Here is an 18,577-nt window from a genome sequence, read left to right on the forward strand (position 1 = left end):
TTCTCTGTGAATGTTTTTTTACTCATGATGTTTCCCCGATTTCTACTAGTTGTCTATTTGTCATTATACAAAAAAATACCCTATAGGTAGACTTTTTTTAAGTGTCTACTCTATAGGGTACATTTTAAGTTCATGGCATTCCTTTTTACATTAAAGTGCCTTATCCTCGGGTCGGATCTTATCCAACGGGACAAATACCTCAAGGTGGCGGTATAGGTTTTCAAATTCGGCAGGGAGGATGCCTCCCAGCTCGCCGTCCACGTTCAGCTGTACTTTTTCTTTGGCTTTGATCTTGATTCGGTTCGCCTGGGTGTAAATGACGTTCGGGTCCTTTACATGCTCTCCGCGAACAGCAAGTGTAGCGATACGAATGAACTCAGCAAGATTTGTTTTCTTGAGAATCAAGAGAGAGAATAAACCGTCATTTATTGACGCATCCGGAGCTAATTTCTCAAAACCTCCCACTGAATTGGTAAGGCCGATCAAGAACAGCATCGCTTCCCCTTCAAATAGTTTTCCATCATACTCGATCGATACATCTGTCGGTTTGATGGAAGGCAGCATTTCAATGCCTTTCAAATAATAAGCAAGCTGGCCCATCATGGTCTTGAGTTTACTCGGAACCTCGTATGTTAATTCTGTGATTCGGCCCCCGCCCGCTATATTGATGAAATAGCGGTCATTCATTCGGCCGATATCAACCGGTATGGATTCACCCTTTGTGATGACGTCGATAGCCTGTCCGATATCTCTCGGTATGTGAAGTGCACGGGCGAAGTCATTGGTCGTTCCCATCGGTACGATTCCAAGTTGCGGACGGTAGTCCTGTTCCGCTAAACCGTTCACTACTTCATTCAGCGTGCCGTCACCGCCTGCAGCGACGACGATATCGTATTTACGCTCCACAGCGATCCTCGCAGCTTTTGTCGCGTCGCCCTCGCAGATTGTGGCGTGAACGGACGTTTCGAATCCTGCTTGTTCAAGTTTGATTAATACTTCGGCAAGATGCTTTTTGAAGAGCTCCCGGCCTGAAGTAGGATTGTAAATGATTCTAGCGCGTTTCATACCCCATCATCCTAATCTTTAGTTTAAATTCCCTGATCTCGGAGATTATGTTGTAATTCCATCTTTTAACATCATATTAAAATCAGCCTGTACTTTCAATATAGCATTACGTAGTGCTTTTTATAAATGTATATAGCTGCCTTGGTTTCACCAATAAGCATCTACCGCTCAATATCATAACTCTTTTCAGGAAAAAAATCTAATAAAATTACAGGGATTTCTAGAAGGTTTTAAGACATTTATGGAAACCGTTCCTTCTTTTCATAAATACTCTCCCTTACACGTAATAATAAGTGACTTAAATATATTATGTGGGGGGTCATTTATGAACGTATTGATACTGATTCACGTGCTTTCCGCCATCGTCGGGATCGGCCCGACGTTTTTCGCACACCTTTTGACCAGGCCGAATAAGAATGTGGATGAATTGCGCATTGCGATGAAGTACATGAAGTTATTAGAATTCTTCCCAAAAATAGGCGGAAGTATTTCAGTCTTGACTGGGATTGCCCTGTTCCTCCTGGGGGAATACGGGGCATTCACTCAAATATGGCTTCTTGGATCGCTCATTCTCTATATTCTCATACAAATCATCGTGATCGGATTTATCACACCTTCAGCGAAGAAGGTGATTGAATGGCTTGACCTGCCGGAGAACCATGAGCTAACCGGCTCTCCCCCCGAAGAGATTCAGTCTGCACTTGTAAGCATTTATCGACTATTTTATCTTGCATCCTCGCTGGGACTACTTCTCTTTATTTTTATGATTCTTAAACCATGATTAGAGTAGTTCTTAAGGAGTGAACTTTCCATCAGGCTGCAGGGGCCAGCCTTCTGTACTGGCGGTGCACGCTTTCCGGATGTATATCCGGCGGCGGCCGCCAAGCCTAAATCCATATCAAAAAAACCACCCGGGAATGAACCCATCCAAGGTGGCTTATGAAAACAATTTTATATTACGATGCTCAAGAAATTGTATGGAGTCCTGAAGGGAACTTCCATCGAAGTGATAGACCTCCTGGATCATCTCTCTCCATTTATCCAGATCCTTCATCTGATACTCCCGGATATTGCGGTATGTCATGACCTTAAGTGTATGGTTACGGAGGAAGTAGCATTGATTACCCTGAAAACGCACAGCTGTAATGCGTCTCATTGTGATATTATCATCCGTATCGAGATAGGATGCTTCTATATCCTTTATCAGGTCTTTTTCCTCAAGCGGAACCCATTCGATCACTTTCTTCACGAAGGATTTACCGTTTGAACGGCGGTCCACTTCAAACTCATACTGGTCCCTGTGAGTGAAGATGATCTCTTCGCCAAAACCGTGAAGAAGATGTTTATGTCTTGCTTCAAGTTCAACCGGTTTCATAATGGGAGATCCGTATCCTACGTCGACGTATAATTTTTTGCCGCTGATGCTGATCATCAGACCAAGATGCCCTGGATTGACTCTTACATACCGGCAATCAAAGCCCAGTTCCTTCAGAAGTCTTCCGAAGTTAATATTCAGGGTAAAGCAAGTACCTCCCCAGCCTTTTGTATACAGATGATCTGTGAAATCTGCAAGCGAAGGGACATAGGAACCCCCTTTTGAAAAATAATAAAATTTACTGAAGGTTTCATATGGAATCCGAATAAGATGCTGTTGAATCAAGCGTTGTAAATAATTTATGGTCGGCTGCTCGATCTCCATATTCAAGTAGTTTACGTATCTTTCTACAGCGTTCATCCCATCACTCTTTCTACTCCAAGCTATGTATATTATGATAATCCCACAAGAATTGAGATTCAACCGATATATTCCAAGAATACAAAAGCATACCGGCTTTCTCTCCTTTCTCCTATCATAAACCAAATCCCTTCCAAAACACGTTACGTTTTCATGTCATCTTCACTCTGTTAAATGGCAAGAAAAAAAGGCCGATCAGAGTGATGGCCCGGGAATAAGTCGGTGATTTATTTTTTGACTCCAGCTGCGATGCGTTTTACATTCGTTTCTGCTGTTTTGTTCAAGTCTGGAGTAAATCCGTTTTTCATTCGCTCGTTTTCTTCTTTGAAGTAGGCTTGTACCTCTTCATCGAAATCGATTTCAATAAGATCACGAATATCTGTGATACGAAGAGCGATCATTATAGAAACAAGGTGAGCAACCGTTAATGATTTCTTCTTGAAGTTCACTAATTCATTAATCGTTGCTACCCGTAAACCTGTTAAGCGATGCAAATCACCTTGTGTCAATCCTCTTTCACGAAGGATCTCTCCCAATTTAATGTGAATTTTATGGGGAAATTTATCCAGTGATTCAATGACAATCGAATTTGTTTTTTGGTGTATCATGATGCTTCAACTCCTCATCCTATACCATAGTACCGTGAATTACGTCATTCGTGAACCGGGAAAAAGTTCCAACCTGGAGGGTATTTTTTACCACCCCATTTATAATGGCCTTTTTCTTTGTTTCCGGAACTAAACTCGCTGCCTTCCACTATAGCTTCAAAGTACCCCAATCTTTCACCAAGAAACTGGATTGAATTTGCTCGCTTATTCAGGCTTTGTTTATATCCCTTCATAAAAAAAGCCGGGAGAATAAAATCTCCACAGCTTTTATGACACAATTACATCAATACTTTTTGTACCAGGGTGGTTTTAAGGCTTTCATACACTTCAACCCAGATGTTCTTGTCTTTGGTATATTGAGATGTTAAGCGTTCAATCATTTCTTTTTGTTTTTCCGGAAACTGCTCATGATCCTTCGGCGGCAATTTCGCTCTCTCATCATCAACGATCTTCTTCACCATTGGCGCCCTTGGACCCCATACCGTCTTCTCTTCTCCATTTTCGTCAATGAAGATAAAGATCGGAATCGCCCTTGAAGTCCCATTTGTGAGATATTGATCCATCAGCTCCAGATTGTCATCTCGGAGAACCATTTTCACATCAATGTCTGCCTCTTCCGCTACTTTCAACAGAATCGGAATGTTCAGCATCGCATCCCCGCACCAATCTTCTGTAAGAACGATCACACGTAAAGATTCATCGGCAAGCGAAGCCAGAACTTCTTTATCTGCCCGCGGCACCGTAAATTTATTTAAGATGGACAGTGTATTTTCTTTATGAGACTTCATATATTCTAAATATTCACTTGGTGTCATTCCTTTATCGAACCAGTCTTGCAGCGTCATGCTTACTCCTCCTCAAGTGCGTGTCTGTTAAATTATAACTCATTTTCTCTCTATATCTTATTCATGTTCACTTCATTCCACAAGTAATATCCTTTTTACTTTCCTCATAAAATTCATTTGTGTGATTATGCCTATAGGAATATAATATAAGAAAGCAGATCACCTGTCAGTTCGCCCGCGGACAGGTAAGATCCCATTACTCGCATTCTTCGTTTAATCCAATTAACAAAAAAGGAATAGCTAAATAGCTATTCTTAAGTTGAATCCAGTGGGGAATAGAGTGTTCTTAAATAACTGTCCCTATGCAGGTAAGCTTCTCATACAGAATGACGGAAAACACACTCTCACAAAAAAAGCTGACTCAAAAGTCAGTTTAATCCTCTCCATATTGGTTAATGTATATGGTTATAGGATTATTTTTCAATTGAACCATCTTTAAAATGTGTGGAATTCTCTATTATCTGTGCCACTTTTTTATAGTAGTAGTTCAGCTCGATTACACTATCTGCCTCCTTTAGCCTTTTCATATAGTGGCTTGCTTTCTCGTAATCTTCAGGCGGCAGTTCAACCTTGATTCTTTTTTTCTTCCACTTTGCCAACAGGTTTCACCTCATTGTGATTTGAAGATCCTCCCTTAGAGGTCAATTCGAGCTGATATTGTGATAGCTCTTGGATATAAGATGCTTTCGTGGTAGCCAGGTTTTGTTCAATTTTTCTGGTAATGACGGAACTTCCCCCGATTCCTGATAATAAACTAATGTAGATCGCATACCACATCGGGATCGTTTCAATGACTGGAAGTACAGAGAGATAACCTGCTAGAACGCCTATGATAATATCCTTTGTTGAGCCAAAAAGGTAGTGCTTCTCACCTTGGTCATCGACGAACTTTCTTGGAAAGGTGAAATGACCATTTTTGAAAATCAGAATATGTCCTAAGCCCCCGATACCGCCCATCAACATTGGCAACAAGATCACTTCAATTAAGGACATTCTATCCACCCTCTGGAATCATTTACTATTATTATACATTATTTACAGAATATTCAGAATAGATAATTGGACACATATTTGTCCACCAAAGGAGAGCCAAAATGAGAAAAATTGTGATGAAAGTCTCGTCTGTCGACAAACTTCGATTTCAAAACTATATGATGCAGCTGAAAAGAGCTGAATCTAAAGCAGAAGCCGATACGTATTATCGATTAGCAAAAAAGATTTTGGAAAAAGGAAGAAAACAAGCTTAGCGGTTACACATTTAATTAATGACTTCAAATAGATTGATACCCCCATAGAAAAAGGAAGAGCCTGAAAAAGCCCTTCCCTGTAGTTCATAAATTCATTAATTGACGCCCACTGCATCAAATGCAGCATTCACACTTGCCACCTCAGCGCTGCCTGCACCATAAAGATCAGTGGCTGACTGAACAGCCGCTGAACGAAGCTGGCTGAAAGTTGAAGTTGGAGTCAGATATTGAGTTAATGCACGGTAGTAGATGTCACCTACTTTATCCGGTCCAATACCAGAAACATTCACACCATAGTGTGTGCCACCCTGACTCAATAGATAAGCAGCTTTGTTTCCGATTCCGCTGTTAATATGAACACCGCCATTATCTCCTGTTCCTGTGTATCTTACTGAATAATGATCCGGATCTTCGTATTTCGCTGGATCTGACATCGAACGCAGTGCATCACCTGCTTGTCCAGGTGTATAAATGTCTTCCCCGATCTCCCAATCTGGATTATTCCCGGTGTGGTATTCAAGGAGAGTTCCAAATACATCCGACATCGATTCATTGATTGCGCCGGACTCGTTTTGGTAGATCAGATCGGCAGTTGTATCAGTCACGGCATGGGTCAACTCATGCGCCACAACGTCAAGTCCGCCTGATAATGGTGCAAATGTCGAACCATCCCCATCTCCGTAAACCATTTGCTGTCCATTCCAGAACGCGTTGTTATAGCTTCTTCCGTAGTGAACCGTCGACTTTAGTGCAGCACCGTTACCATCATAGCTGTTACGGTCATGTACATCCAGATAATAATCGTAGGTTTCACCCGCATAATAATGAGCATCTACCGCAGCTCTATCGTAGCTTGCGTTGTACTGGTTGTCCGTATCTGCCCATAGAGATCCAGGCAGGCGCTGACGATTACTCGCATCATACGTAAAGACCCCGTCTCCTCTCGTATTATCCTGCAAATAATAAGTAGAGGACGATAGATACGTATTCAACGATTTCGTATCACCGAGCACCCCTGTTCCTGAACCGACCGTGTCAGAGCCCGTCGCCCCAGGTCCGCCAGGTTTTCCGCCTTTTCCATTTGCACTGGCTTCATGGATTTGATTTACTTTATCCAATATCTCCCCGCTCCCGGCATCGATGAAATAATCCCAGTTACCAGGCTTCGGATCCAGGAAATTGTAGTTTACTAGATAAGCTTGATGGGCATTACCATCTTGTACATAGACGACTGATTTAGATTTAGGAGCGTATTCATACGTTGGTTCGCTGCCAATCTCGGCTATTAAATCCTTTTCCCCTGCTGCTGCTGCATCTTGTTTCGATACGTTTTTCGAAGCTTTAAGAGATTTCTTCTCTGTAAGATTCGGAACCGGTGAACCGGATATCGCCGTTAATACTCCATCCTTGTTTACATGAGCAGTCATTACGGCACCATACACAGGTGTTCCTTTATACATTTGCTGAACGCGCAGATATGTATATCCAAGTTCATCTTTCTTCTTTTCTACTATTTTGAAAGACTGCAATGCATCTCCCTTGAACTTAAATACATCTTGTTTTTGTGCGAAATAGTCCATTACGATTTTTTCAGGGGCATTCACTGAAGGTTTTGTCAGCTTTCCTGAAATAAATTGAGGTGTCCCGATCTTCTCATTGAAATTTACTTTCTGACTTACATTAGGAGCACCCAATGCCTCTGGAGAAAATACAGGACTCACCATCAAACCTGCAGTTAAACTTAATGCAACGACTTTTTTCTTCAAGTACAACACCTCTTTTTAGAATTTTCTTACTTTTCAAACCGTAGCCATACTATAGTACACGCCTGATTGTATTCGAATGAGCCGTTCGCCCTATTCGGGCTCTTATTCAACCTCATGTCTCAATGACTACATATAAAGCATGAAAAGCAGCAATTCCAGGAAAACTTGAACTAAAAAGCGGTCGAATACATTAAATTTTTCACTATTTCCATTAAATACCTGAATAATAACTTAAACGCCGGCCCCGACAAGCATAGATGAATCAGTAAGCACGAAGGCATCCATTGCCTTCGTGATCGGTTTGATTAATGTTATATGCGCCTCTTAGCTTTTCAAATCTCTTAACTCTATACCTTCATAGCAATTAAAAAAGACCAGTCCCCAGCTGGTTTATATCAGCGGGGGACTGGCCTGCAAATTTGTTTTTCGAATTAGCGTTTTTGGATTTCCTGTTGTAATAGTTTGTTGACGAGCGGCGGGTTGGCCTGACCTTTTGTTGCTTTCATGATCTGGCCGACCAGGAATCCGATCGCACGGTCTTTACCATTTTTGAAATCTTCGATCGATTGTGGATTTGCATCCAGGGTTTCTGTGACGATTTTCAGAAGTGCGCCTTCGTCAGAAATTTGAACCAGACCTTTATCTTTTACGATCTGCTCAGGATTTCCGCCGTTTTCAACAAGCTCTTTGAATACTTTCTTCGCAATCTTGGAAGAAATCGTTCCTTTTTCGATCAGTTCAATCATCCCCGCAAGACCTGCAGGTGTCAATTTGATATCGTGAAGCTCCTTTTGCTGAGCATTCAGGTATGCAGATACTTCACCCATCAGCCAGTTTGATGCGAGCTTCGCGTCTGCTCCTTCACTGACCGTTTCTTCGAAGAAATCGGACATTTCTTTCGTTAACGTCAGGACCATCGCATCGTATGCAGGAAGTCCAAGATCCTCGATGTAACGTTTTTTACGTGCATCCGGCAGCTCAGGGATTTCTGAACGTACGCGGTCCATCCACTCTTGGTCGATGTGCAAGTTCAAAAGATCCGGCTCCGGGAAGTAACGGTAATCATCAGATCCTTCTTTTACACGCATCAGGATCGTTTTACCAGTTGATTCATCGAAACGGAGAGTTTCCTGTTGGATCAGTCCTCCGGAAAGAAGAACCTTTTCCTGACGGACGATTTCATACTCCAATCCTTTTTTAACAAAGTTGAAGGAGTTCAGGTTCTTAAGCTCGGCTTTCGTACCGAACTGCTCCTGTCCGATTGGACGCAGGGAGATGTTCGCGTCACAACGAAGTGAACCCTCTTCCATTTTACAGTCTGACACGCCTGTGTATTGAATGATTGATTTCAGTTTTTCAAGGTATGCATACGCTTCTTCCGGTGTACGGATGTCCGGCTCAGATACGATTTCAATCAAAGGAGTACCTTGACGATTATAGTCGACAAGTGAATATCCATCACCAGAGTGCGTCAGTTTACCTGCATCCTCCTCAAGATGAAGCCGGGTAATGCCGATGCGTTTCTTTTCTCCGTTTACCTCGATTTCAATCCAGCCGTTTTCACCGATTGGTTTGTCAAATTGAGAAATTTGGTACGCTTTTGGGTTATCCGGATAGAAATAGTTTTTACGGTCAAACTTCGTATCCTGCGCGATTTCACAGTTCAATGCCATCGCAGCTTTCATGCCGAACTCAATGGCACGCTTGTTTACCACCGGAAGGACCCCCGGGTATCCAAGGTCGATTACGTTTGTATTTGTATTCGGTTCTGCACCGAAATGATTTGGTGCCGGCGAGAACATCTTACTGTCAGTCTTTAATTCTACGTGGACTTCAAGTCCGATTACTGGTTCAAAGTTCATTGATTTCACCCCTTACAGTTGTGGTCTTTTTGTATGGAAATCTGTAGCTTGCTCATACGCATGAGCTACGCGATAAATTGTGCTTTCGTCAAAATGCTTCCCGATGATCTGCAATCCAAGAGGCAGTCCGTTTGAAGAGAATCCATTAGGAACTGATATTCCTGGTACACCCGCAAGGTTAACCGGGATCGTCAGGATATCATTTGCGTACATCGTAAGCGGATCATCAATTTTTTCACCTATTTTAAAAGCAGGAGTCGGCGTAGTCGGACCAATGATGACATCATATTTCTGAAATACATCTTCAAAGTCTTTCTTGATCAATGTACGTGCCTGCTGTGCTTTTTTATAGTAAGCATCATAGTAGCCGGAGCTGAGTGCAAACGTACCAAGCATGATACGGCGCTTCACTTCATCCCCGAAGCCTTCAGCACGCGTCTTCTTGTAAAGATCAAGCAAGTTATCTGCATTCGGTGAGCGGTACCCGTAACGGACTCCGTCAAAGCGGGCAAGGTTTGCTGATGCTTCAGACGAAGCCAGCAGGTAGTATGTCGCTACGCCATATTTGGAGTGTGGAAGAGAAACTTCTTCCCAAGTCGCTCCAAGGCTTTCAAGCACTTTCAGTGAAGCAAGAACCGATTGGCGGGCTTCTTCTCCTACCCCTTCACCCAAGTATTCTTTCGGCACAGCGATTTTCAGGCCTTTGATATCACCAGTTAACGCTTCTGCATAGTTAGGTACTTCAACATTTGCCGAAGTGGAATCGTTCGGGTCCAATCCTGCGATTGCCTGTAATAAATATGCATTGTCTTCTACGTTGCGCGTAATCGGTCCAATTTGGTCAAGAGAAGACGCAAATGCGACAAGACCGAAACGTGATACGCGGCCATATGTTGGTTTCAACCCTACTGTACCTGTGAAGGCAGCCGGCTGACGAATCGATCCGCCTGTATCCGACCCTAGTGAGAATGGAACTTCTCCTGCTGCAACAGCTGCTGCAGAACCTCCTGAAGATCCGCCCGGAACTGTTTCAAGATTCCAAGGGTTGCTTGTTTTTTGATATCCGGAGTTCTCAGTGGAAGAACCCATAGCAAACTCATCCATATTCAGTTTTCCGATTGTGATTGTATCAGCACTATGTAATTTATTGATGACCGTTGCGTCATAGATCGGATTGAAATTCTCAAGGATTTTACTTGCACAAGTCGTACGAAGACCTTTTGTGACGATGTTGTCCTTGATCCCGATCGGCATTCCGAATAGAAGCCCTTTTGATTCATCCGTTCCAAGCTTCGCATCCATTTCTTTCGCTTTCGCACGTGCATTTTCTTCATCCAATGTCAGAAATGCTTTAACTTTATCTTCAACAGAATCAATACGTTTGTATGATTCGTCCACTAAATCTGAAACAGAAACTTCTTTCTTATGTAAAAGCTCATGAAGCTCTGATAATTTATGATCAAATAATGACATGAGTTGACCTCCTTAGTCCAAAATCGATGGAACGCGTACTTGTCCATCCTGTTTGTCTGGTGCATTCTTTAATACTTCTTCACGCGGAAGCCCTTCTGCCGGCTTATCTTCACGCATTACATTCTTCATATCGAGAACATGGCTCGTCGCTTCCACATTCTCTGTATCCAATTCATTCAGCTGCTCGGCAAACCCGATAATCGCATCCAATTGATTTGTAAATTTCTTCGCTTCGTCCTCCGTGATGGCTAGTCGTGCAAGGTGGGCAACATGCTTCACCTGATCTTCAGAAATTCTAGACATCCTCTTCACCTCCATTAAGTTTCGAACACTAACAATACTATTGATAATACCAAAATTCGCGGTGTTAAAGCAATAGGCGAGGACTGGATGAAGGGGATTGTGAGATCGTTCATCGGCAAGTCCGATTGTAAAAGCCGGATTGACGATGCGTTGGGTTTTGGGAGAAAATCTAGTGTAATTGGACTGATTTCAGGGGTTGAATGAGCTTTATTTGGCTGGTCAGGGACGGGTTCTTTTCTTGTGACCGGTCACCGTTTAGGATTGGAAGAGATTCTTTTATGCAGGACAATATGCAGGTATGCTGACTTTTTTGAATGATTGCTGAAAAATATCAATTTATACTGACTTTTATCGATTTATGCTAAAAAATTTAATATTTGCTGACACTAACAAATCCCATCTTACACCCTTCTCCAAATCCGGAACAAAGAATTTGCCACCATCCACAAATTTCTATACCTTTAAAGTAGATAGTAAAAGAAAGGAATTTCCAAATGCGTGCGATCCTTACAACGTTATTACTCGGGCTTGCAGGAGGAGGACTCTTCACCCTTTTGCACGTCCCTTTATCGTGGATGCTCGGTTCAATGGTGTCTGTCTTCGGCTTTCGAAAGTGGGCTCGCCTCGAATTGCAATGGCCGCCTCTTCTAAGGGATCTCGGCTTGGTGATTGTCGGTTATGCCATCGGACAGTCTTTCAGTATGAGGACGCTAGTTGAAATCGCAACCCAGCTTCCTTCCATGCTCACCATGACCGTGGCAGTGATCGTCATCTCCACGTTACTTGCTTATTTGACATCTAAGTTAACAGGAATCAATCTCCAATCGACTATTACCGGCAGTATTCCGGGAGGGCTTTCCCAGATGGTGGTCCTTGGGGAGGAAATGAAGAATGTCGACCTCACCGTGGTGACCATCCTGCAGGTTGTCCGCCTGTTGTCCGTCATTTTTGTCGTCCCTTTTTTAGTGTTCAGCCCCCTGCTCGCAGGTAACGAAACGGGTGCCTCCATAACAGGGACAGGAGACTCTTCGTCGTTTCAGTGGAGTTTCCTTATATATTTAGCAATAGCGTTTGCATCCGCCTTTGCTGCCAAAAAAATACACCTCCCCACCGCCTCCATGCTCGGACCGATTCTGGTGGTAGGGGGAATGGTGATTGCTGGTTTGACCGTGCCGTCCATGCCTGGTTTGTTAATCATCCTTGCCCAATTATGCCTTGGAATTTACTTCAGCTTCATGCTCGATTTTTCATCAGCAAATGGATTATCCAGATTCGTACCGTTATCCGTCGTCACATCTCTGTGCTTACTGATAAGCTGTATCGGATTAAGCTTTATTTTAAGCAAATGGCATAACATTTCTTTCTTGACGGCATTCATCAGCCTCGCCCCGGGCGGCATGGCTGAAATGGCGATTGTCGGCCAGTCGGTGAACGCCGACCTCTCGATTATTACCGGCTACCACTTGTTCAGGATTCTCTTTATCTTATTTATCATCCCGTTCGTCCTCAGGTGGCTGTTCAAATCGTCCCTTTTTCAAGTAAAGCAGCATTAAAGAAGCTTGTTTTTGATTTTAGAAAACAGGCTTTTCTTTTTGGGCTTAGCTTTATTGACCGGTTTGTCTGACTGCTTATTCACATAGATTTCTTCCTTATTGATCGCGTGATCATATGCGAGCAGCAGACCGATTTCGGTTTGAGATTCCTTATTCGTCACCATGGAAAAGGATACCCCATACTGATTAGCAAGTTTTATATATTTCGTCAGATAATGATAGTTCATATTACCATTCAATAGAAGTTTCGCACCCTTGTGCTCCTTAAGGCTCTCTTCCACTTGCTGATATACCTGTTTCTCTCTCACCTGGTTTTGCGTCAGGGCAATGACGATCCGTTCCCGTAAGCTTCCCAGAAACTTTCGGCGCTCGTCAGGCTTTGTTTGTTTCTGACCGTACATCCCATTTTCCAAATAATCATCAATCGTTGGCTTGCTCAACTTCCGGCACCTCCGAGAATATTGGTAATTTTCCTTACACTATATGAAAATGGCAGCTCATTTGTTTCGCTTTTCTCATTCTCCCCCATTCTCTCTTATGCAAACACTTTCAGGCAATCGATAACACCTATATAATGGAGGTGCCTGGGACCCTATCGGAAGTGGAGCTTCGTCACCTCTTGATCTATTCCCGTCATTTCAAATTCCATGATATGAGGTGCCTCCCCATAAGGATTCTCAACCTTCACCTTCCACCTGTCTTGACCTTCTTCATGGATTTCGACCACTGGGGTTTCTTTCAATGCTTTCATATATTCTTGTTCCGATACTGACTTCTCTACACCGTCTTTTTTGAGGATGAACTCTCCATCTTTTTCACTTCCGATATTCTCTCCGATATGTTCCGTGAGCCACTGGTCGATTTGCGGGGAGATTTTCCTCGCAACTTCCAAAACGGTCCCTGAATTCAATTCCACTTCCCTTTCCATTACATCGAAAAGATAATGCTCATACGTATCACATTCAAAGAGCGTTCCATGTTCATCGATGGTTCCTTCCGTACCACACACATCGACTACGATGCCATCAACCGGAAGAACACTGTCCTGGAGCTCTTTTTTCCCTGCGGTGTCGATGCGGAAGTTCTTCCGGTCCCTCACTGCATAGCCCATCCGCTGGCCATCCGATTCCAGCTGGTAGTAGTTCATACCGTCATCTATCAGCATTGATTTTGTTAAAAGGTCAAATTGTGTCAGGACAAAATCAGCTTCTGTATAAGGAGATGTTCCCCATTGCTCCGCCTCGTATCTGCTTCTGTTTATCCTCACCGCTTCCCCGTCCCTGGAAAGCGTTATCTTATAAAAAACGTTATAAGGATGGGATTCATCGACCATCGATATATCTAATACTTCATACTCCCCTTGTTTATCGATGACCACTCTAAAATTCGTCAACTTAACGCCATACTCATTCTCCACTTCCAGTTCCTTCTTGATCTTCTTCCATTCTTCCAACAGGCTTCCTTCGTAAAAGTTGGTCTCCTGCAGCGTCACGGATCTCGGCCGTTCATACCATTCCCCCTCAACGAACGGTATGATCACTGATAACAGAAAGATAATAAGCCCCAGGTATGCCGCTCGCTTTTTAGCCCAGGAATTGGTTGGTATGTCGCGAAAGAACAAAAGGAACACAACGAATCCCAGGGGCATCTTCACCCTGTTTATTTCCAGCATGAAAGCTCCAAGGATGGTATACCCCAAAAGCTTCAAGAATAAGTATGGCTATTCTTCGTCTGATTTACGGTATAGTATGATGACAACAACAATTGAAAGCATGAACAAAAAGAGTTCCATCATTTTCACTCCCCCCTCTCAAAAATCAATCATTCGCAATACAGCATAAAAATTGCTGCTTTTTAAATACGCTTGAATAAGACCCTTTTCAGTAAAAGCAATTCTTCTTCTGAAGACGACTTTCCTCCATACCGTACCTTTTCATAAATTGAAATGATTTCATGCGGTCCCTCAATTCTTCTGAACCATTCATGAATCGTCTCATGTGGTCTTTTCTTTTGGTAAAAGGGCAGCCCGCTTTCCCATTTCCTTACCACTTCCCTGATCTGATGAAGCTCTTCCAATGACAACGTTTGCTCTTCATCAGAGTATGAGTTTGCAGATTCCCCGGCCCTTCCCTCTCTACTCAGTAAAAAACTATCTATTTGTCTGGTATTCTTTTTCTTTCTGTTTTTATAAAACATGAACAATAGGAATGACAGTAAAAGCAGGATATAAGGGAACGGGGTCTTTGCGGACTTTTTCAAAAATTCCACTAGGCCCATGTGATCCCTGAAGATTTCTTTCCCCCATTTCAACACGATGACTTCTTGTCTCCTTCCATCATCCGGGGCCTCTTCATCTTCATCCATCTCTCTCCACCTTGGTATATAATCAATTACTTTCACATCTGTCAGATCGCCAAGTTTTTCTCCATCGTCCTCTTTGTAGAAGGATTTTATCTTATCCGCTGCCAGCATAGACGTTCTTCCTATGGCCATTCCGACTGCTGAAATTAATATAAGAAACACGAGACCGAAGAGGATCTTTTTATGCATGGTATCTTTCAGCTCCTATTACAAAAGGAAATTTATTACATGTATTAATTATAGCAGTGAAATACGGAATTAGTATGGGAATTCGGGAGATTCTCTCCCTGATTTTCTTATATCGGATTGTCGTTGCGTGGATTCAATATGAAAAAGACACTTTCTTAATCTGAAAGTGTCTTTTTCAACCGTTATGATTGGTTTTTTTAACAAAACCGGCGATGAGCGCGGTCCTGAACAGTTTATGCTTCCATTTTTGATTCTATCGTGATGTTTACGTTCGTTAATCTTGCCGAATTGAATGATAATCTTGCCGATTCTGGCATTAATCTTGCCGATAATAGAATTTTTCTTGCCGGAATTGGTGTTATTCTTGCCGAAATCACGTTTAATCTTGCCGATTAACATTAAATTCCAATTACCAGCTCGAAATTCCACTTATTCGATCGATACTCAAATATTCTTCCACCGACATTCCTGCCGATCAACAAAAAATTATGCACCCATTTGTCTATCCACATCGCTTATTTGCTGATGTGACTATTATCCGGACTTATTACTAACACTCATTCGCCAAGCACCGACAACAAAATCGCCTTCTGCACATGCAATCGGTTCTCCGCCTGCTGGAAAACCGCCGATTTTCCGCCGTCTATGACGTCCGCGGTCACCTCTTCACCGCGATGAGCAGGGAGGCAATGCAGGAATTTCACATCGTCAGAGGCGTGAGCCAGCAATTCCTGGTTTACTTGATAGGGCTCAAATACATGGAGGCGCTCAGATGTCTCCTCTTCCTGACCCATGCTGGCCCAAACGTCTGTGTAGACGATGTCAGCTCCTGCAGCAGCTTCCTCCGGATCATATGAAAGGGTAAAGCTGCCGCCGCTGAGCTGAGCCAGTTCAACCGTCGCATCGATTACTTCCTGATCAGGCTCATAGCCCTTAGGACAGGAAATGACGACATCCATTCCAAGCTTCGCACACAGAATCACGAAGGAGTGAGCGACATTATTCCCGTCACCAATATAGACAACCTTCAATCCAGCGAGATTCCCTTTCACTTCATAAATGGTCAGAACGTCAGCCAGTGCCTGACATGGATGATACGTATCGCATAAACCATTAATGACAGGGACACTTGCATGTTCAGCAAGCTGAGCAACTTTTTCATGTTCAAATGTACGGATCATGATGGCATCGACATAAGCGGAAAGCACCTTCGCTGTATCGGCGATTGATTCGCCTCTTCCAAGCTGGATATCACGGGAATTCAGGTAGATGGCATGCCCCCCCATCTGCAGCATGCCAGCTTCAAAGGATACACGGGTTCTCGTGGATGATTTCTCAAAAATCATTCCAAGTGTTTTCCCTTCAAGTTTCTTTGAAATCGGGTTCTTCTTCAGATGCTCTGCCAGTGACAGGAGCTCATGGACTTCTTCTGTTGTATAGTCCAGCCACGTCAATAGATCTCTCCCTTTCAGGGATATTTTCTTGAACGGTGACAGGACTGCATTTGATTTCGTCATGTTCACTTCACTCCTTGCATCATTTTGGGTTTTGCCAATGGAATAGGAGCGACATCGGCTGCCTCCATACTCTTGATAAACGCAAGCAGGGTCTCTTTTTCCGTGATGACGGCAATACCCGCTTCTAACGCTTGAATTCGTTTCTTCTTCATTTCTTCGTTATCCTTGTTGTTGAAATAGATTGCAGCTCCGGGTGAATCCACCCATTCACTAAAGCCTGTTTCTCCGGAAGTTTGATAGTCTTGAAGACTGCCAATGTCTCCATCTATGAAAATAGTGCCTCCACTCTTCACCTCTTCATGCAGAGGTTCAAATACCTTAAATAAAGCTTCTTCCACCGTTTGCCCGATACACATTCCTTCCCCGGTCGATTTCATATTCGCTCCGAGGATGTGGTCAAGCTCAGGGAGGGCGTGAGAAGAAAAGACCGGATATTTGACCGCCACAATCTCAAGCTCTTTACTTGACGGGGCCGCAAATGAGTCGATCGTCATACTCTCATCACATAAAAGATCTGTTGCCATATCAATCAATGAGTAGCCGATGACTTTGCTGATGATCGGCACGGTACGGCTTGCCCGCGGATTGACTTCTAATATAAATACCTGTTCTCCCTGAAGGAGGAACTGGATATTCATGATGCCTTTATACTTCAAGGCAGATACTACCCTGCCTGCATATTCTTGTATTTCTTTACATACTTTTTCAGAAAGTGATTGAGCCGGAAAGATCGCCATGCTGTCTCCTGAATGGACCCCTGCACGTTCGATGTGTTCCATAATTCCAGGTATATAGGCGCTTTCTCCATCTGCCACTAAATCGATTTCAGCTTCCCGGCCAATTTTGAATTCATCCACGAGAATCGGGAAATACTCTTCGTCTGCCCCTTGAAGCCACTTTTGAAGTTCATCCATCGTCTTCACTTTCACCATTCCTTTACCGCCGATGACATAGGATGGACGGCACAGGATAGGGAAATGCAGATCCTTTGCTACTTCTAGAGCCTCTGCTTTACTATTGCAGATATCCCCTTTTACACGCGGAATTGATAGTTCATCAAGCAGTTGATAGAATCGGTCCCGATCCTCGACAGCGTCAATCTTTTCAGAGGTGATGCCAAGCAAGTGAACCCCACTCTCTTCTAAAACCGGTGCGAGGTTCAGGGCCGTCTGCCCGCCGAATTGAACGAGGACCGTATCGATTCCTTCATGGCGGATGATCGATAAAACACTTTCCAATGTGACCGGCTCAAAGTATAAGCGGTCGGCTGTTTCATAGTCTGTGCTGACCGTTTCCGGGTTATTATTGACAATGATCGTTTTGTACCCATGTTTCTGCAACCGTTGATTTGCCTTAACGGCACTGTAATCAAACTCTACTCCCTGGCCGATCCTGATTGGTCCCGACCCGATGATGAGCGCCTTCTTCGCACCCTCCAATGGCTTGATTTCATTTTCACCATGGTAGGTGGAGTAAGCATAGTTGGTAATGGCTTCGAATTCACCGGCGCAGGTATCGACCATTTTGAAGCTTGGCTTGATTCCCTGTTCTGCTCTTAGTGCAGTGATTTCACTTTCCTCACAGCCTGATAATTCAGCAATTTCACGGTCTTCGAATCTGTATTTCTTGGCTTGCTCCAGCAATTCTGCCTTTATGGGTTCCTGTCGCAGCTTTTTCTCTATTGTCATAAGATTATTCAATAGTGACAAAAACAGAAAATCGATTTTTGTTTTGGCATGAAGCTTCTCCATACTATGTCCCCTTCTCATCAGCTCAACAAGCTGAAAGAAGCGAATGTCCGTTGGCGTTTCGATCGCCTCAAGCAAGATATCGTCTGTAATCGCGGACATCTTTTCTTTAAGGGAAAGTCCCTGCACTGCAATATCCAGTGATTGAATCGCTTTTTGAAAAGCCGCTTCCAATGTACGATCGATTGCCATCACTTCTCCCGTCGCCTTCATTTTTGTCCCGAGACGGCGGTTTCCTTCCGGGAACTTATCGAATGGCCAGCGCGGAAATTTAACGACGACATAATCAAGGGCAGGCTCAAAGC

General features: G+C 43.4%; 19 protein-coding genes. 4 read left to right on the forward strand and 15 right to left on the reverse strand.

Annotated elements, in window-relative coordinates:
* Positions 1 to 150 precede the first annotated feature (150 nt).
* Complete coding sequence (locus HP456_RS08145; RefSeq protein ID WP_172249873.1) at positions 151 to 1,065, reverse strand: diacylglycerol kinase; 915 nt, start codon at positions 1,063 to 1,065, stop codon at positions 151 to 153.
* Positions 1,066 to 1,390: 325 nt separating this feature from the next.
* On the opposite strand from HP456_RS08145, the gene HP456_RS08150 reads away from it, so the two are divergent.
* A complete protein-coding gene (locus HP456_RS08150; protein ID WP_172249875.1) occupies positions 1,391 to 1,846 on the forward strand; it encodes a DUF2269 family protein in 456 nt (151 codons plus the stop codon).
* Between the two features lie 156 nt (positions 1,847 to 2,002).
* Here HP456_RS08150 and HP456_RS08155 read toward each other — a convergent pair whose 3' ends face one another.
* The 5 genes from HP456_RS08155 to HP456_RS08175 form a co-directional block, all read right to left on the reverse strand.
* The gene (locus tag HP456_RS08155) at positions 2,003 to 2,800 is read right to left on the reverse strand and encodes an arylamine N-acetyltransferase (protein ID WP_172249877.1); all 798 of its coding nucleotides are present in this window, start codon (positions 2,798 to 2,800) and stop codon (positions 2,003 to 2,005) included.
* A gap of 227 nt (positions 2,801 to 3,027) precedes the next feature.
* Positions 3,028 to 3,408 carry a helix-turn-helix domain-containing protein gene (locus HP456_RS08160; RefSeq protein WP_172249879.1) on the reverse strand — a complete coding sequence of 127 codons (381 nt, stop codon included), beginning with the start codon at positions 3,406 to 3,408 and terminating at the stop codon, positions 3,028 to 3,030.
* Between the two features lie 278 nt (positions 3,409 to 3,686).
* On the reverse strand, positions 3,687 to 4,253 hold the full coding sequence (locus HP456_RS08165) for a thioredoxin family protein (protein ID WP_172249881.1): 567 nt from the start codon (positions 4,251 to 4,253) through the stop codon (positions 3,687 to 3,689).
* 413 nt (positions 4,254 to 4,666) lie between these two features.
* On the reverse strand, positions 4,667 to 4,852 hold the full coding sequence (locus HP456_RS08170) for a hypothetical protein (RefSeq protein ID WP_172249883.1): 186 nt from the start codon (positions 4,850 to 4,852) through the stop codon (positions 4,667 to 4,669).
* Complete coding sequence (locus tag HP456_RS08175; protein ID WP_172249885.1) at positions 4,818 to 5,246, reverse strand: DUF4257 domain-containing protein; 429 nt, start codon at positions 5,244 to 5,246, stop codon at positions 4,818 to 4,820. The genes HP456_RS08170 and HP456_RS08175 overlap by 35 nt, the downstream gene beginning before the upstream one ends.
* A gap of 101 nt (positions 5,247 to 5,347) precedes the next feature.
* Between HP456_RS08175 and HP456_RS08180 the strand changes: the two genes are divergently transcribed.
* A complete protein-coding gene (locus HP456_RS08180) occupies positions 5,348 to 5,500 on the forward strand; it encodes a hypothetical protein (RefSeq protein WP_172249887.1) in 153 nt (50 codons plus the stop codon).
* A gap of 95 nt (positions 5,501 to 5,595) precedes the next feature.
* On the opposite strand, the gene HP456_RS08185 is transcribed toward HP456_RS08180, so the two are convergent.
* The 4 genes from HP456_RS08185 to gatC all read right to left on the reverse strand — a co-directional run bounded on the left by HP456_RS08185 (position 5,596) and on the right by gatC (position 10,904).
* Positions 5,596 to 7,266, reverse strand: a complete 1,671-nt coding sequence (locus HP456_RS08185; RefSeq protein ID WP_172249889.1) for a M4 family metallopeptidase — start codon at positions 7,264 to 7,266, stop codon at positions 5,596 to 5,598.
* Between the two features lie 431 nt (positions 7,267 to 7,697).
* Positions 7,698 to 9,128 (reverse strand): Asp-tRNA(Asn)/Glu-tRNA(Gln) amidotransferase subunit GatB, encoded by a 1,431-nt coding sequence (gatB, locus tag HP456_RS08190; RefSeq protein ID WP_172249891.1) that lies wholly within the window; start codon positions 9,126 to 9,128, stop codon positions 7,698 to 7,700.
* A 12-nt stretch (positions 9,129 to 9,140) separates the two neighbouring features.
* A complete protein-coding gene (gatA, locus tag HP456_RS08195; RefSeq protein WP_172249893.1) occupies positions 9,141 to 10,601 on the reverse strand; it encodes an Asp-tRNA(Asn)/Glu-tRNA(Gln) amidotransferase subunit GatA in 1,461 nt (486 codons plus the stop codon).
* A 12-nt stretch (positions 10,602 to 10,613) separates the two neighbouring features.
* On the reverse strand, positions 10,614 to 10,904 hold the full coding sequence (gene gatC / locus HP456_RS08200) for an Asp-tRNA(Asn)/Glu-tRNA(Gln) amidotransferase subunit GatC (RefSeq protein ID WP_172249895.1): 291 nt from the start codon (positions 10,902 to 10,904) through the stop codon (positions 10,614 to 10,616).
* 494 nt (positions 10,905 to 11,398) lie between these two features.
* On the opposite strand from gatC, the gene HP456_RS08205 reads away from it, so the two are divergent.
* Positions 11,399 to 12,457 carry an AbrB family protein gene (locus HP456_RS08205; RefSeq protein WP_172249897.1) on the forward strand — a complete coding sequence of 353 codons (1,059 nt, stop codon included), beginning with the start codon at positions 11,399 to 11,401 and terminating at the stop codon, positions 12,455 to 12,457.
* Here the strand turns inward: HP456_RS08205 and HP456_RS08210 are convergent.
* From HP456_RS08210 to HP456_RS08220, 3 genes are all read right to left on the reverse strand, one after another.
* Complete coding sequence (locus HP456_RS08210) at positions 12,454 to 12,897, reverse strand: YueI family protein (protein ID WP_172249899.1); 444 nt, start codon at positions 12,895 to 12,897, stop codon at positions 12,454 to 12,456. The genes HP456_RS08205 and HP456_RS08210 overlap by 4 nt on opposite strands.
* Positions 12,898 to 13,049: 152 nt before the next feature.
* Positions 13,050 to 14,129, reverse strand: a complete 1,080-nt coding sequence (locus HP456_RS08215) for a hypothetical protein (RefSeq protein WP_172249901.1) — start codon at positions 14,127 to 14,129, stop codon at positions 13,050 to 13,052.
* A gap of 182 nt (positions 14,130 to 14,311) precedes the next feature.
* Positions 14,312 to 15,007, reverse strand: a complete 696-nt coding sequence (locus HP456_RS08220) for a DUF4129 domain-containing protein (RefSeq protein WP_172249903.1) — start codon at positions 15,005 to 15,007, stop codon at positions 14,312 to 14,314.
* 261 nt (positions 15,008 to 15,268) lie between these two features.
* On the opposite strand from HP456_RS08220, the gene HP456_RS25325 reads away from it, so the two are divergent.
* A complete protein-coding gene (locus HP456_RS25325; protein ID WP_281357988.1) occupies positions 15,269 to 15,403 on the forward strand; it encodes a hypothetical protein in 135 nt (44 codons plus the stop codon).
* A gap of 161 nt (positions 15,404 to 15,564) precedes the next feature.
* On the opposite strand, the gene argF is transcribed toward HP456_RS25325, so the two are convergent.
* Positions 15,565 to 16,524 (reverse strand): ornithine carbamoyltransferase, encoded by a 960-nt coding sequence (gene argF, locus HP456_RS08225; RefSeq protein WP_172249905.1) that lies wholly within the window; start codon positions 16,522 to 16,524, stop codon positions 15,565 to 15,567.
* A 2-nt stretch (positions 16,525 to 16,526) separates the two neighbouring features.
* A partial coding sequence (carB, locus tag HP456_RS08230; RefSeq protein ID WP_172249907.1) for a carbamoyl-phosphate synthase large subunit occupies positions 16,527 to 18,577 on the reverse strand: 2,051 nt, incomplete at its 5' end.

The sequence above is a fragment of the Bacillus haikouensis genome (genome assembly GCF_013179555.1).
GTDB classification, from domain to species: domain Bacteria; phylum Bacillota; class Bacilli; order Bacillales; family Bacillaceae_B; genus Rossellomorea; species Rossellomorea haikouensis_A.

Coding starts and splice junctions, on each gene's coding strand:
- HP456_RS08145 (WP_172249873.1), bottom strand. CDS start 1,065: ATGAAACGCGCTAGAATCATTTACAATCCTACTTCAGGCCGGGAGCTC.
- HP456_RS08150 (WP_172249875.1), top strand. CDS start 1,391: ATGAACGTATTGATACTGATTCACGTGCTTTCCGCCATCGTCGGGATC.
- HP456_RS08155 (WP_172249877.1), bottom strand. CDS start 2,800: ATGAACGCTGTAGAAAGATACGTAAACTACTTGAATATGGAGATCGAG.
- HP456_RS08160 (WP_172249879.1), bottom strand. CDS start 3,408: ATGATACACCAAAAAACAAATTCGATTGTCATTGAATCACTGGATAAA.
- HP456_RS08165 (WP_172249881.1), bottom strand. CDS start 4,253: ATGACGCTGCAAGACTGGTTCGATAAAGGAATGACACCAAGTGAATAT.
- HP456_RS08175 (WP_172249885.1), bottom strand. CDS start 5,246: ATGTCCTTAATTGAAGTGATCTTGTTGCCAATGTTGATGGGCGGTATC.
- HP456_RS08180 (WP_172249887.1), top strand. CDS start 5,348: ATGAGAAAAATTGTGATGAAAGTCTCGTCTGTCGACAAACTTCGATTT.
- gatB (WP_172249891.1), bottom strand. CDS start 9,128: ATGAACTTTGAACCAGTAATCGGACTTGAAGTCCACGTAGAATTAAAG.
- gatA (WP_172249893.1), bottom strand. CDS start 10,601: ATGTCATTATTTGATCATAAATTATCAGAGCTTCATGAGCTTTTACAT.
- gatC (WP_172249895.1), bottom strand. CDS start 10,904: ATGTCTAGAATTTCTGAAGATCAGGTGAAGCATGTTGCCCACCTTGCA.
- HP456_RS08205 (WP_172249897.1), top strand. CDS start 11,399: ATGCGTGCGATCCTTACAACGTTATTACTCGGGCTTGCAGGAGGAGGA.
- HP456_RS08215 (WP_172249901.1), bottom strand. CDS start 14,129: ATGCTGGAAATAAACAGGGTGAAGATGCCCCTGGGATTCGTTGTGTTC.
- HP456_RS08220 (WP_172249903.1), bottom strand. CDS start 15,007: ATGCATAAAAAGATCCTCTTCGGTCTCGTGTTTCTTATATTAATTTCA.
- HP456_RS25325 (WP_281357988.1), top strand. CDS start 15,269: ATGTTTACGTTCGTTAATCTTGCCGAATTGAATGATAATCTTGCCGAT.
- argF (WP_172249905.1), bottom strand. CDS start 16,524: ATGACGAAATCAAATGCAGTCCTGTCACCGTTCAAGAAAATATCCCTG.